The sequence below is a fragment of the Streptomyces sp. NPDC002602 genome (genome assembly GCF_042889445.1).
Taxonomy (GTDB): Bacteria; Actinomycetota; Actinomycetes; order Streptomycetales; family Streptomycetaceae; genus Streptomyces.
The window spans coordinates 166,812-180,481 of record NZ_JBIAQX010000011.1; the positions used below are offsets into that span (position 1 = coordinate 166,812).

The window sequence follows — 13,670 nt, forward strand, 5'->3', positions numbered from 1 at the left end:
AGCCGAGCCGAGCCGAGCCGTGAAGGGCCCCCGCGCATACTGCGCGGGGGCCCTTCGGTTTTCCCGGGAAGGGCCGGTGTCGGGGCCGGCCGGAGGGGTGGGTGCGGGGTCACACCCGGGGTTGTCCACAGGCCTCCGCAGCCACGAAGCACAGCGGATAGGCTGGGCGGATGACGCGAGCCGAGCAGCCGACGGTCGTGACCGACACCGACACCGAGACCGCCGACGAGAACGCCACCTACGACGAAGCCCTGGCCGCGGACTCCCGCGAGCGCGCGGTGCGAGCCCTGCTGCGCACCCCCAGACTGCGGCGTTTGTGGAGTGCCCAGTTGGTGAGCGGCATCGGCGATGCCCTCGCCCTGTTGGTCCTGGTGTTGCTGGCCTATCAGGCGGCGGTCTCCCAGGGAACCTTCGGGGACGGGTACCGCGGAGCGGCCCTGGCCGTCGCCGCCGTGTTCGGGGCCCGGGTCGTGGCCACCGTGCTCTTCGGGGCCGTGCTCCTCGGGCCGCTCGCCAAGCTGACCGCCCCCGGGGGCAAGCTCGACCGCCGCTGGACGATGGTCGGCGCCGACGGGGTCCGGATCGCACTGTTCGTCGTCGCCCCGCTCTGGCTGGACTGGATCCCGGCGCACGCCATGACCGCGCTGCTGGCCACCGTCTTCGTGTCGGGGGCCGCCGAACGGCTGTGGACGCTGGCCAAGGACAGCGCGGCTCCGGCCCTGCTGCCCCCGCCGCCGCCGGAGGGGGCGACCGTACGGCCGCTCCCGGACCACCTCGACACGCTGCGGCGCCTGACCCTGCGCACCGCCTTCGCGGCGCTGCCCGTCGCGGCCGCCGCACTGCTCGCCTCGACGCTGGTCGGCCGTGCGCTGGGCCTCGGCGTCGAGTGGTTCGCCGCGAACCAGGCCGCCCTGGGCTCCTACGTGGCGGCCGGTCTCTTCGCCGCGTCCGTGTCACTGCTGCTTCCCCTGGTGCTGCCCGGTACGAAGACCCCGCGCCCGCGCTCCCCGCTGGAGGGACTGCGCGCCCCCAAGGCCGGCGACCGTCCCGACAAGGGCCGTACGGGCGCCGTCCCACTGCTCGTCCTGGCCTGCGCCGCCGTCGCCGGAGCGGTGGCCTCCGCCGCTTCCGTGTCCGTACTGCACGGCTTCGACCTGGGCGGCGGACCCGCCTCGTACGCCCTGCTGGTCCTCGCGCTGGTCGGCGGCACCGGCCTCGGCATCCGCGCGACCCAGGCCGGCAAGATCCTGCCCGCCCTGTCACGGCGCCGGCTGCTCGCCCTCGCCATAGCGGTGACCGGGCTCGCGCTGCTGCTGGTCGGGCTGGTCCCGGACATGGCGACCGGGCTGTTCCTGGCCCTGCTCGCGGGCACCGCCGCCGGTACCGCCGCCAACACCGCGCACACCCTGCTGGACCAGGAGACCGAGGAATTCCGTCGGGCCCGGCTCACCGAGCACCTCCAGGCCGTCGTGCGGGTGGCCGTTGCCGTCGGGGCGGTGGTCGCCCCGCTGCTGGCCGCCGCGATCGGCCCGCACCGGCTGACCGGCGGCGAGGTCGTCTTCTCCCACGGCGGCGCCGCCTTCACCCTGATGCTGGTCGGCGCCCTGCTGCTGCCCGTCGCCGTGGTCGTGCTGACCAAGGCCGACGACCGCAGCGGAGTACCGCTGCGCCGCGACCTGCGCGAGGCGCTGCGCGGCGGGGAACCGCTCCAGGCCCCCTTCACCACCGGCTTCTTCATCGCCCTGGAAGGCGGTGACGGCGCCGGCAAGTCCACCCAGGTGGAGGCTCTTGCCGACTGGATCCGGGGCAAGGGCCACGAGGTCGTCGTCACGCGCGAGCCGGGAGCCACCCCGGTCGGCAAGCGGCTGCGCTCGATCCTGCTCGACGTGTCCTCGGCCGGGCTGTCGAACCGCGCCGAGGCGCTGCTGTACGCCGCCGACCGTGCCGAGCACGTGGACACCGTGGTCCGGCCCGCCCTGGAGCGGGGCGCCGTGGTCATCTCCGACCGCTACATCGACTCCTCGGTGGCCTACCAGGGCGCCGGCCGCGACCTGTCCCCGACCGAGATCGCCCGTATCTCCCGGTGGGCCACGGGTGGGCTCGTACCGAACCTGACCGTGCTGCTCGACGTGTCGCCGGAGACGGCTCGGGAACGGTTCACCGAGGCACCGGACCGGCTGGAGTCGGAGCCCGCGGAGTTCCACCGGCGCGTGCGCTCCGGGTTCCTGACGCTGGCCGCGGCCGACCCCGGGCGCTATCTGGTGGTGGACGCGGGCCAGGACCCGGGCTCGGTGACCACCGTCGTCCGACACCGCCTGGACCGGATGCTGCCGCTCTCCGAGCAGGAGATCGCCGCGCAGCTCGAAGCCCGGCGGCTCGCCGAGGCCGAGGCGAAGCGCAAGGCCGAGGAAGAGGCGGCGCGCAAGGCCGAGGAAGAGCGCTTGCGCGTCGAGACGGAGGCTCGCAAGGCCCGCGAGGCCGAGGAGGCCCGCGTCAAGGCCGAGGCCGAGGCGGCGGAGGCACGGCGGCTCGCCGAGGCCGAGGCCGCCCGCAAGGCGGAAGAGGAACGGCGGCGCGTCGCCGAGGAAGCCCGGGCACGGGCCGAGATCGAGCGACTGCGCGCGGAAGCCGAGGAGAAGGCCCGCGCGGCGGAGGCCGAGCGGCTGCGCGCCCAGGCGGAGGAAGAGGCCAGGCTGCGCGCCGAGGCCGAGGACCGGAGGCTGGAGAAGCAGCGTCGCGCCGAGGAGGCCCTGCTCAGGGCTGAAGAGGCACGCCGGTTGGCGGAGGCCTCGGCCGCCGCCTCGGCGGCTCGGGCGGCTGCCCAGGCCGCCGCTGCGCCGCCCGCCCCGGCACCCGCGCCCGCCGACGCCCCGGAGCAGGCTCCCGCGCCGAAGGTCGGCATGCGCAAGAACCCGCACCCGGACGACGCCATCACGGTGGAGACCCCGGTGGTCAAGCGGTTCGTGCAGCCCGACGACGTCACCCAGACGGTGCCCGTGCCGAAGGTCGACCCGGCCGCGGAGACCTCGGTGCTGCCGCCGGTTCGTGACGCGGGCCCGGCCGAGGGTCCCGCTCGATCGGCGTCGGCGTCCTCCGGTCAGGCCCCGTCCGCCTCCCGGCCGACGGCCCGCCGCCCCCAGGAGAACCCCGCCGACCGGGTGCCCTCGGACATCTTCCGGGAGCCGGGGCAGCGGGGTCGGGGTGCGAACGCGGACCGCGAGGACGACGTGACCCGCGAGCTTCCCGTCGTCGACGACGAGGGGCGGCCGCGTCGGGCGCCGTCGGACTGGGCCGAGGCGACCCCGATGGACGACCTTCCGACCCTGGCTGACGAACTGCTGGGCACGCGCAAGGACGATGACGAGGACGACGAGGACCGCCGGGGTCGCCGCCGCTGAGCGGGTCTCGGCTCCTCGGCCCTCGGCCCCCGGCCTGAGTGGGTGCTGGTGGGGCGCGAGACGCGGGTGGTGCGGGCGCCGTCGGTGTCAGTGCCGTCCGTCAGAATGTGCACAGGTACGCACGGACAGTGAAAGGTGGTGGGCGGGATGCCCGTATGGGACGACCTGGTGGGTCAGGAGCGCGTGCAGACGCAGCTCGCTGCCGCCGCCCGTGACGCCGACGCCCAGGTCACGGCCACGTCGGACGGGACGCCGCTGCCCCCCGGGTCCCGGATGACCCACGCCTGGCTGTTCACCGGCCCGCCGGGATCGGGGCGGGCCACCGCCGCGCGCGCCTTCGCGGCGGCCCTCCAGTGCACCAGCCCCGACCGCGCCCTCGGCGGGGAGCCGGGCTGCGGCTTCTGCGACGGCTGCCACACCACCGTGATCGGGACGCACGCCGATGTGGAGATCGTCCGTACCGATCTGCTGTCCATCGGTGTGAAGGAGACCCGGGCGCTGGTCCGCCGGGCTCAGCTGTCGCCGGCCGTCGGGCGGTGGCAGGTCATCGTCCTGGAGGACGCCGACCGACTCACCGAAGGCGCCGGCAACGTCCTGCTCAAAGCCGTGGAGGAACCGGCTCCGCGGACGGTGTGGCTGCTGTGCGCGCCCTCCCTGGAGGACGTGCTGCCCACCATCCGCTCCCGCTGCCGGCACCTGACCCTGCGCACTCCACCCGTGGCCGCCGTCGCCGAAGTGCTGATGCGCCGTGACGGCATCGAGCCCGCCCTCGCCGCCGCGGCCGCCCGCGCGACGCAGGGTCACATCGGCCGGGCCCGCCGACTGGCCACCGACGAAGCCGCCCGATCACGGCGCAACGCCGTGCTCAGACTGCCGCTCCGGGTGAACGACGTGGGCGACTGCCTCAAGGCCGCCCAGGAGCTCGTCGACGCCGCCGCCGAGGACGCCAAGTACCTCGCGGAAGAGGTCGACACCAAGGAGACCGAGGAACTGCGGGCCGCGCTCGGGGCCGGAGCGGGCGCGGGCAGCAGGATGCCCAGGGGCACCGCGGGTGTCATGAAGGAGCTGGAGGACCGGCAGAAGCGCCGCCGCACCCGTACCCAGCGCGACAGCCTCGACCTGGCGCTCACCGACCTCACCGGCTTCTACCGGGACGTGCTGGCCCTGCAGCTCGGTTCGGGCCTCGCCATCGCCAATGAGGAGATGCGGGCCGACCTGGACCGGATCGCCCGGGACTCGGGCCCGGAGCGCACGCTGCGGCGCATCGAGGCGATCATCGGCTGCCGGGAGGCCCTCGACCGGAACGTGGCCCCGCTGCTCGCCGTCGAGGCCATGACGATGGCGCTGCGCGCGGGCTGAACCGTGCGGCCGGACGGCGCCGGCGGGTGTTCGTCGACCGCCGTTCGTCGCCCCGAGTCCGTTGACCTGTTCACCCGTACGAGCGTTCCGGCGCGGCGGCCGGACACTCCCGGCCCGCGCCGGGCGGCGGCCCGTGCCCGGCGCTGCGGTCGGCCGGCCCGGTCCCACGGCACCCGGCCGGGTGCTCCGGCAGGCCTTAGGCTCGCCGCATGGACACCAGTCGCCTGCTGCGCACCACCGGAACCGTGATCGCAGCCGCCGGGCTGCTGCTTGCCGGGTGCACCTCGGAGGGATCCGGGGGGACCCGCGCCGCCGCGTCCTCGTCCGGGAGTTCCGCGCCGAAGTCCACCGGTACGGCCGCGCCGGCCGTCGTCCCGGCCGCGCTGCGTCCCTACTACGAGCAGAAGCTGAGCTGGCGCGACTGCGGTGTCCCCGGTTTCCAGTGCTCCACCATGAAGGCACCGCTGGACTACGCGAACCCCGGCACCCCCGGTTCGGCGCAGTCCATCGACATCGCGGTGGCCCGCCGCGTGGCCACCGGCCCGGGCAAGCGGCTCGGCTCGCTCGTCGTCAATCCGGGCGGCCCCGGCGGGTCGGGCATCGGGTACCTCCAGGCGTACGCGGGCATCGGCTACCCGGCAGCCGTGCGCGCCCGGTACGACATGGTGTCCTTCGACCCGCGCGGGGTGGAGCGCAGCAGCCCCGTCGAGTGCCTGTCCGGACCGGAGATGGACCGGTTCACCCAGGTGGACCAGACGCCGGACGACAAGGCCGAGCAGGCCCAGTTGGTGGCGGCGTTCAAGAAGTTCGCGGAGGGCTGCAAGACGCGCTCGCAGCGGGTCCTGCCGCACGTCTCCACCGTCGACGCCGCACGCGACATGGACATCCTCAGAGCGGCGCTGGGCGACGAGAAGCTGTCGTACGTCGGGGCCTCGTACGGCACGTTCCTGGGCGCGACGTACGCGGACCTCTTCCCGGGCCGGGTCGGTCGGCTGGTCCTGGACGGGGCCATGGACCCGTCCAGGCCCGCCCTCGAACTCAACCGGGACCAGACGGCGGGATTCGAGACGGCTTTCCGGTCCTTCGCCAAGGACTGCGCGAAGCAGCCGGAGTGCCCGCTCGGCTCGGGCGACCCGGACGCGGTGGCGCAGCGGCTGAAGGAGTTCTTCCGCAAGGTGGACGCACAGCCGGTGCCCTCGGGCGACCCGGCCCGCCCCCTCGGGGAGTCGTTGGCGACGACCGGGGTGATCGCCGCGCTGTACGACGAAAGCGCGTGGCCGCAACTGCGCGAGGCGCTCACCTCCGCGATGAACGGCGACGGGGCCGGACTGCTGGCGCTCGCCGACAGCTACTACGAACGCGAGGCGGACGGCACGTACGCGAACCTGATGTTCGCCAACGCCGCCGTGAACTGCCTCGACCAGCCGCCGGCCTTCTCCGGGCCGGAGGCGGTCCAGGCGGCGCTGCCCTCCTTCGAGAAGGCCTCGCCGGTCTTCGGCGCGGGGCTGGCCTGGGCCTCGCTGAACTGCACGTACTGGCCGGTGAAGGCGACCGGGTCGGCGCGGGCGCTGGAGGCCAAGGGCGCCGCGCCGATCGTGGTGGTGGGCACCACCCGGGACCCGGCGACCCCGTACAAGTGGGCGCAGTCCCTGGCGGGGCAGCTCGACTCGGGCACGCTCCTGACGTACGACGGCGACGGGCACACGGCGTACGGACGCGGCAGCGACTGCATCGACACGGCGATCAACACGTACCTGCTGGAGGGCAAGGCGCCGAAGGACGGCACCACGTGCTGACGGGCCCGCGCGCGGCACATCGGCCCTGCGCGAGCGGCCATTCCGTCCGGCTTTGTGGCCATTTTTTGAACCCCGGGCAACCCGGTTCAGGGCACCCGGTTTAACCCTGTAGACTTGGCGCCGCTGCTGATGAGAGCGTCCCTTCGGGGGAATTCTTGTCTCCCAGCGGTGCCGCCTTAGCTCAGTTGGCCAGAGCAACGCACTCGTAATGCGTAGGTCTCGGGTTCGAATCCCGAAGGCGGCTCTGTAGAAGCCTCAGGACTCACTCGCCGTGACCTGGGGCTTTTGCTTTTTCCGGGGCCGGTCGGCGCATGGGTCGGTGGGACTCGCGACCTGTGCGGCTTTCGCATCGCCGTTCGGCTTCCCTGTCGCTGTGGCCACATCGGTGGCGCCCCGGCCCCGTAGCTGTCGCCGTGCGGTCTCGGTGGTCTTCTCGGCGTCGAACCTGGTTGCTCGACGAGCTCCCACGCGGTGCTCCGCGCCGCGTGGAGCGTTTCGGCCACCTCCGGAGGCCGCCCTCCTGGTCACCGGCCTGGCCGGCTTTTTGGGCGATCAACACCTCCATCCTTGCTTCGCGGTGCTGATGATGTCGGCGTGGCGCTCGGCGAACGTGCCGCCCGGCTCCGGGACTTCGCCGTCGGGTTGCCGTTCTCCATCGGGGTCTCGGCCGCGACGGCCGTCGCACCCGGGGGCGGCGCGCTGATCGTCGCGCGGGTCGTCCAAGGCGTGGGGGCGGCCATCGTGCTGCCGCTCTCGCCCACCCTGCTCCCCACGTGGTCCTCCCTGGAAAACTTCAGGTGGGCAGGGCGATGCGGCCTGTGGCGCCCGCGGATTAGGGTCGTCCGCGAGGAACGGACGAGGGAGAACAGACATGCACGGTCAGCCGGCGGAGCACGCCAACCGGTCCCCGCAGGAAGGCGCCGGGGTCGTCCTGCGCGTCGCGGGCGAGGCGGACGTCCCGATCGCCGCCGAGCTGTTCCGCGGCTATCTGGACTTCTACGAGGTGACCGTCGAGGACCCCGACCAGCCGCGCGCATTTCTTGCCGAACGCATCCGCAAGGACGAGTCGCTCGTCCTCCTCGCCGATGTCCCGGAGATCGGGACGGTCGGCTTCGCCCAGGTCTACCGGACCTTCTCCTCACTCGCCATGCGGCCCATCTGGATCCTGTACGACCTCTACGTCGCCCCGGCCGGCCGGCGTACCGGCGCGGGCCGGGCACTGCTGCGCGAGGTCCTGCGCCGCGCGGCCGAGGCCGGGGTCGCAGGTGTGCAGCTTGAGACCGCCTACGACAACCACATCGCCCAGGGGCTGTACGAGTCCGAGGGCTTCGAACGCGACGCGTTCCACGTCTACTTCCACAGCCTCGACTGACCCGCTCCCGCCCCCGCAACCGCTCCCGTCCCCGCTCCCCGAGCGTCAAGGCCCGAACGTCCAGCGCCCCGAACGCCCTTCGTGCCGGCGGTGTTTCACGTGAAACGTTCTGGTGTGGCCGTGGCCACCCCCGTCACGCTGTCGCCGCGCCGGGGCGGTCACTTCGCGTCGGCGTAGCACTCCACGACCGCCGTGGTGAACGGGAACCGGACCGGGGTGTCGCCGAAGGCGATCCGCCCGGCCCGGTCGCCGGCCGCTCGGATGGCCTCCGCGACGGCCTCGGCCTCCTCCGCCGGGCAGTGCACGATGACCTCGTCGTGCTGGAAGAACACCAGCTCGGCCCACATTCCAGCGGCGGCGATGGACTGCCGCAGCGCCGCGAGCAGCAGCAGCGCCCAGTCCGCCGCGCTGCCCTGGACGACGAAGTTACGGGTGAACCGGCCGCGCGCGCGGGTGTTGGTCGAGGCGTAGCTCGGGGTCCAGCCGTCGTCCCGGTCCTGCGGCACGCCGGCCTCGCCGTCCGGGTCCGTGTCGGCGGAGGAGACCGGAGGCGGGCAGGTCCGGCCGAGCCAGGTCCGTACGAGTCGCCCCTCCTCGCCGGCCCGGGCGGCGTCGTCGACGTACGCCACGGCCCGGGGGAAGCGGCGTCGGAGCGCGGCCAGGTTCTTGAGGCCGTCGCCCGAGGTCTGCCCGTACACCGCGCCGAGGACGGCCAGCTTGGCCATGTCCCGGTCCCCGGAGAAGCCCTGTCGGGAGATGGACGTGTACAAATCCTCGGGACGACCCGCGACCTCCATGAACGCCGGATCGCGGGAGATCGCGGCCAGCACCCGGGGCTCCATCTGGTCGGCGTCCGCGACGACGAGCCGCCAGCCGGGGTCCGCGACGACGGCCCGCCGGATCACCTTGGGGATCTGCAGGGCCCCGCCGCCGTTGGTGACCCAGCGGCCGGTCAGGGTGCCTCCGGGGATGAACTCGGGGCGGAAGCGGCCGTCGTGGACCCAGTCCGCGAGCCAGGACCAGCCGTGGGCGGTGTGGATCCGGTACAGCTTCTTGAACTCGACCAGCGGCTTCACGGCCGGGTGGTCCAGCTCCTGGATCTCCCAGCGTCGGGTGGACTTGAGCTTGATCCCGGTTTCGGCGAAGGCCTTGATGACGTCGGCGGGCAGATCGGGGCGCACCCGGCGACCGAACGCGGCCGACACCTCGTCGGCCAGCTCGGCGAGCCGGCGGGGCTGCCCGCTGCCCGCGTACCGTTCGCCGAGCAACTCGGTGAGCAGGGCGCGGTGCGTGTCGGCTCGCCAGGGAAGTCCCGAGCGGTGCATCTCCGCGGCCACCAGGAACGCGGCCGACTCGGCCGTGGTGAGCAGCCGCATCCGGTCGGGGTGGGCGGTGGCGTCGTGCCGTCGCACCTGGTCGGCGTGGACGGCGAGCAGGGCGTCCAGGGGGACCGGGGCGGGCTGCGGGTCGAAGAGGGAGTCCTGGGCACCGGGTTCGGCGGCCCGCTGCGGGGGATCCGGCGGAGCGGGCCTGCCCTCCAGCCGGGCCCAGGCGGCGGCGGCCGAGCGGGGCTCGCCGAAGCGGCCCTCGTGGCGGAGCAGCAGCAGTTCGGCGTTCTCGATGTCGTAGCACCGCTCGACGCGTACCCCGGCGGCGAGCAGGCGCGGATACACGGCGGCGGTGGACCGCCATACCCACCGGGTGCCGTCCGGCGCCGCCCGTACGGCCTCGGCGACCTGCCGCGTGCGCACCGGCGGCACCCCGGCCGTCGCCGTTGCGCCCCCATCGAGCCGACCCGACCCGCCACCCCCATCGAGCCCACCCGACTCGCCGGCTCCGCCGCGCCCGCCCGTCCCGCCGGGCTCGATGGGCGTGGCGTGCCACCAGCCGTCTCCGTCCTCGGCGAGGGCCCAGCGGGGGGTGCGGTCGGTCATGTCCGCGAGTGTCCCACCGGGGTGTGACAGGGGTCCCGCACCCCTGTCCGACCTGCGCGGCGGTGGCCCCGGTGGGTCGTGCCAAGCTGGAGCGGTGAGAGACATCGTCGACCGTGCCTGTGAAGCCGCCCTGTACGCCGACGGCGACAGTGGCCTGGACACCGGGGCCTCGCTGCTCGCCGCCGACACGGCCCGCTGGAGCGGGGCCGCGCGGGAACTGCTGGCGCGCGGGGAGGGGTACGTACGGCAGGCCTGGGAGCGGGGCTGGCAGCCGGCCGACGTGGTGCGACTGGTGCGCCGGGACCTCGACGAGGCGCACGTGCGGATCACGGGGGACCTGGTCGCCGCCGAGGCGCGGCGGTACGCGCGCCTGCCCGAGCGGTGGACCGACGCCGAGGTGTGGTGGGGGGACGACACCGGGTACGGCGACGCCCTCGCGGCGCGGGAGCGTACGGACCGGTTCTCCCTGGCGACCTCCGTCCTGGAGGTGTTCCGGCTGCTGATCCGGCTGCCCTCCATCGAGCCCGTCGGGCCGCTTCCCGGCGACCCGACGGACGCCCTGGAGCACACCCACATCGAACCCCGCATGCTGGGGCGGATCCGCGCGCTGCTGGCGAAGGCCGAGGCGACGAACTTCCCCGAGGAAGCCGAGGCGCTCAGCGCGAAGGCCCAGGAGCTGATGGCCCGGCACACGGTGGACGAGGCCCTGCTGGCCGCGCGCGGCGCCGGGCCCGACCGGCGGCCCGGCGCCTGCCGGATCGGGGTGGAGCCCCCGTACGAAGAGGCCAAGGCGGTGCTGCTGGACGCGGTCTCCACCGCGAACCGCTGTCGTGCGGTGTGGAACAGCGGCTTCGAGTTCTCCACGGTGGTCGGCTTCGAGAGCGACCTGGAGGCGGTGGAACTGCTCTACACCTCGCTGCTGGTGCAGGGGACGGCGGCGATGACCCGGGCGGAGGCGGCGCAGCGCTCCGGCGGCCGCAAGCGAACCAAGACGTTCCGGCAGTCGTTCCTGTTGGCCTACGCGAGCCGGCTGGGTCAGCGGCTGGCCGAGACGGCCGAGCACACCGCCTCCGAGGCCCCCGACAACCTGCCCGCCCTGGTGGCCCGCGACGTGGCGGTCAGCTCCCGGGCCGAGGAGATGTTCCCCCGTACGACCACGACCCGGCTGCGCGGCGCCACCGACCTGGCGGGATGGGAGGACGGCACGGCGGCCGCCGACCGGGCGAGGGTGGGCGGGGGCAAGCGCCGCTCCCTGCGGGGGTGAGCCTCGCCGCCCTGCCCGATTTGCCCTGCCCCCCCGCAGCCCCGCCCCGCCTCAGAGCCCCGTCGGGGGCGTCGGGCCCGGCGCGGGGGAGTCCTCCGCGCGCAACGCCCGCGTCTCCGACTTCAGGATCCGCATGGACCGGCCCAGCGAGCGGGCCATGTCGGGCAGCTTCTTCGATCCGAACACCAGCAGGCAGACGACGAGCAGCACGATCAGGTGCCAGGGCTCAAGGGCGTTGCGGAGCATGGAGTACCCACCTTTCGGACGATCGCGGATGTGAGGGTCGTGACGGTCGTGCCGGTCGTGCCGGTCGTGACGGTCGTGAGGGTCGTGAGGGTCGTGAGGGTCGTGGCGGTCGAGATGGTCGTGACGGTTGTGATGATCCGCCTTATGGAACAGCCATGTGCCATACCTGTACAAATCTGAAGAAGTCCTGAAAGGGCTTTAGGCTCGACCCCATGAGCTGGCTCCGGGCGCTGAAGCACACCGCCCGGACCGGCATGAAGGTCGAACGCACCCGCCTCGAACCGCTCGTCGCCCTCCGCGCCGCCGTCGGCCTCGCGATCGTGATCGGCTTCGGGCTCGCCTTCCTGGGCCCCGGAGCGGCCGCCAGCTCCGCGTTCGGCGCCTTCATGGCCGCCATCGCCACCTTCCAGAAGAGCTGGCGCCCGCGTCCCGTCCTCGCGCTCGCCTCCGGGCTGACCCTGGCCGTCTCCACTTTCGTCGGTTACCTCGTCGGCTCCTCGCACACCGGACTGTTCCTCGCCCTGCTCGCCGTCTGGACCTTCGCGGCGGGCCTGCTCTGGGCGGCCGGTCCCACCGCCGGGATCATCGCCTCCGGCAACGTCGCGGTCATGCTCGTCACCGTGACCCTGCCGACCTCCGTCGCGCAGGCCGCCGGGCACGCCGCGATGATCGCCGCCGGCGGGGTGGTGCAGGCCCTGCTGATCGTGCTGTTCCCGATCCGCCGCTGGGGCGCCCAGCGCGACGCCCTGGCCGACGCCCTCGCCGCCGAGGCCGACTACGCCCGCCGGCTGCGCCACGACCCCGTCTGCGCCTTCGACCCGCAACCCCTGATGCGGGCCCGGGACGCCGCCACCGTGACCGCGCGTCAGGCCCGTCGCCGGCCCGCCGAACTGCACGGGGCGCGGGGGCTCGCCGAACGGGTCCGGCCCGTCCTGGCCTCCCTCGCCGACCCGGCCGTCGGGGCGCCGGCCGAGGGCCCGGCGCGGGACCGGGTACGGGAACTGCTGGACGCCGCCGGCACGGTGCTGGACGCCGCCGCGCGGGCGATCCGGCACGGGGACCCGGTACGCCTGCCCGCGCCGGCCCTGGCCGTGCTGAAGTCCCCCGACACGGCGGACCTCCTCACCGGCGCGCCGCAGCGGGCCGCGCGTCGGCTCGCCGCGCTGCTGGACGACGTGCTGGAGACCGCCGAGCCCCGCTCCGGCCGGCTCGTCGCCCCCGACGAGTCGATGCTGCGGCCCACCCTCACCGCGCTGGTGCCGACGGTCCTGAGGTCCGTACGGGCCGAACTGCACCCCGACTCGCCGATCCTGCGGCACGCCGTGCGGGTCACCGCCGTGGCCTGCGCCGGCTACCTCATCGGGCAGGCCCTGCCGTTCGGGCACGGCTACTGGGCCCCGATGGCCTCCGTCATGATCATGCGGCCGGACTTCAGCCAGACGTACGCGCGGGCCGTGGCCCGCTTCACCGGAACCCTCGTCGGGGTCGCCGTCGCCACCGGCATCGTGCAGCTCGCGCAGCCGGGGATGTACCTGTCCGGGTTCCTCGCGGTGGTCAGCGCGGGCCTCATGTACGTCCTGATGCGCACCGGCTACGCCGTCTCGCAGGTCTGCGTCTCCGCGTACGTGGTGTTCCTGCTCGGCATGGGCGGTGTCCGCTGGGACCAGACCGTGCCCGACCGGGTCGCGCTCACCCTGGTCGGCGGACTCCTCGCGATGCTCGCCTACGCCCTCTACCCGGCCTGGGAGACCCCGAGGCTGCGGACCCGCCTCGCCGACTGGATCGCGGCCGACGGACGGTACGCGGCGGCCGTGCTGGGGCACTACGCGGCCCCGGCCGACGCCCGGCGGGCCGACGTGCGCACCGCGCTGTTGGCCGCCCGGGACGCCCGGATCGACTGGCAGGACGCCGTGGACCGGGCGGCCGGGGAACCGGTGCGCCACCGGGGGCTGTCCCGTGCGGCGGCCGACGGCGCGGGCGAGGCGGTGGCCGCCTTCGGGCGCAACGCGATGCTGTTGGAGGCCCACCTGCCGGACCGCTCCCAGGCACCGGTGCCCGGTGCGGCGGCCCTGGCCGAGGCGGTGCGCGCCGACACCGAGGCGGGGGCGAAGGAGGTACGGGAGCGGGGCGTGCCGGGCTGGGAGCGCGTGCGCGCGCTGGTGACGGAGGAGGGCGCGCCGGTGTGGGGCGCCCGGGACCCGGGTGTCCTGCGCTCGGCAGGCGTACAGCTCCTGGACGCGCTGGACGAGGTGTCCGAGGCGCTGCGGACCTGAGGCTGCGGACCTGAGGGCACGGGCCACC

General features: G+C 74.2%; 8 protein-coding genes and 1 tRNA gene. 7 read left to right on the forward strand and 2 right to left on the reverse strand.

The annotated features are described in order from the left end of the window. Positions 1-170: 170 nt before the first annotated feature. The 5 genes from tmk (at position 171) to ACFYW3_RS26240 (ending at position 7,925) form a co-directional block, all read left to right on the forward strand. Positions 171-3,398 carry a dTMP kinase gene (gene tmk / locus ACFYW3_RS26220; RefSeq protein ID WP_389387509.1) on the forward strand — a complete coding sequence of 1,076 codons (3,228 nt, stop codon included), beginning with the start codon at positions 171-173 and terminating at the stop codon, positions 3,396-3,398. A 147-nt stretch (positions 3,399-3,545) separates the two neighbouring features. Then, positions 3,546-4,757 (forward strand): DNA polymerase III subunit delta', encoded by a 1,212-nt coding sequence (locus tag ACFYW3_RS26225; protein WP_351749440.1) that lies wholly within the window; start codon positions 3,546-3,548, stop codon positions 4,755-4,757. A 209-nt stretch (positions 4,758-4,966) separates the two neighbouring features. Continuing rightward, positions 4,967-6,553 (forward strand): alpha/beta hydrolase, encoded by a 1,587-nt coding sequence (locus tag ACFYW3_RS26230; RefSeq protein WP_351749438.1) that lies wholly within the window; start codon positions 4,967-4,969, stop codon positions 6,551-6,553. Positions 6,554-6,723: 170 nt separating this feature from the next. Further along, positions 6,724-6,797 (forward strand) — tRNA-Thr (locus tag ACFYW3_RS26235). A gap of 627 nt (positions 6,798-7,424) precedes the next feature. Then, complete coding sequence (locus ACFYW3_RS26240; RefSeq protein ID WP_389387510.1) at positions 7,425-7,925, forward strand: GNAT family N-acetyltransferase; 501 nt, start codon at positions 7,425-7,427, stop codon at positions 7,923-7,925. Between the two features lie 158 nt (positions 7,926-8,083). Here ACFYW3_RS26240 and ACFYW3_RS26245 read toward each other — a convergent pair whose 3' ends face one another. Beyond that, positions 8,084-9,859, reverse strand: a complete 1,776-nt coding sequence (locus ACFYW3_RS26245; RefSeq protein WP_389387511.1) for a bifunctional 3'-5' exonuclease/DNA polymerase — start codon at positions 9,857-9,859, stop codon at positions 8,084-8,086. Between the two features lie 94 nt (positions 9,860-9,953). Here ACFYW3_RS26245 and ACFYW3_RS26250 point away from each other — a divergent pair, with 94 nt between their 5' ends. Further along, positions 9,954-11,123: a DUF2786 domain-containing protein gene (locus tag ACFYW3_RS26250; RefSeq protein ID WP_389387512.1), complete on the forward strand. Its 1,170-nt coding sequence runs from the start codon at positions 9,954-9,956 to the stop codon at positions 11,121-11,123. Positions 11,124-11,174: 51 nt separating this feature from the next. Here ACFYW3_RS26250 and tatA read toward each other — a convergent pair whose 3' ends face one another. Next, on the reverse strand, positions 11,175-11,369 hold the full coding sequence (tatA, locus tag ACFYW3_RS26255) for a Sec-independent protein translocase subunit TatA (RefSeq protein ID WP_389387513.1): 195 nt from the start codon (positions 11,367-11,369) through the stop codon (positions 11,175-11,177). A 212-nt stretch (positions 11,370-11,581) separates the two neighbouring features. Here tatA and ACFYW3_RS26260 point away from each other — a divergent pair, with 212 nt between their 5' ends. Then, positions 11,582-13,642, forward strand: a complete 2,061-nt coding sequence (locus ACFYW3_RS26260) for an FUSC family protein (protein ID WP_389387514.1) — start codon at positions 11,582-11,584, stop codon at positions 13,640-13,642. The last annotated feature ends 28 nt before the right edge of the window (positions 13,643-13,670 follow it).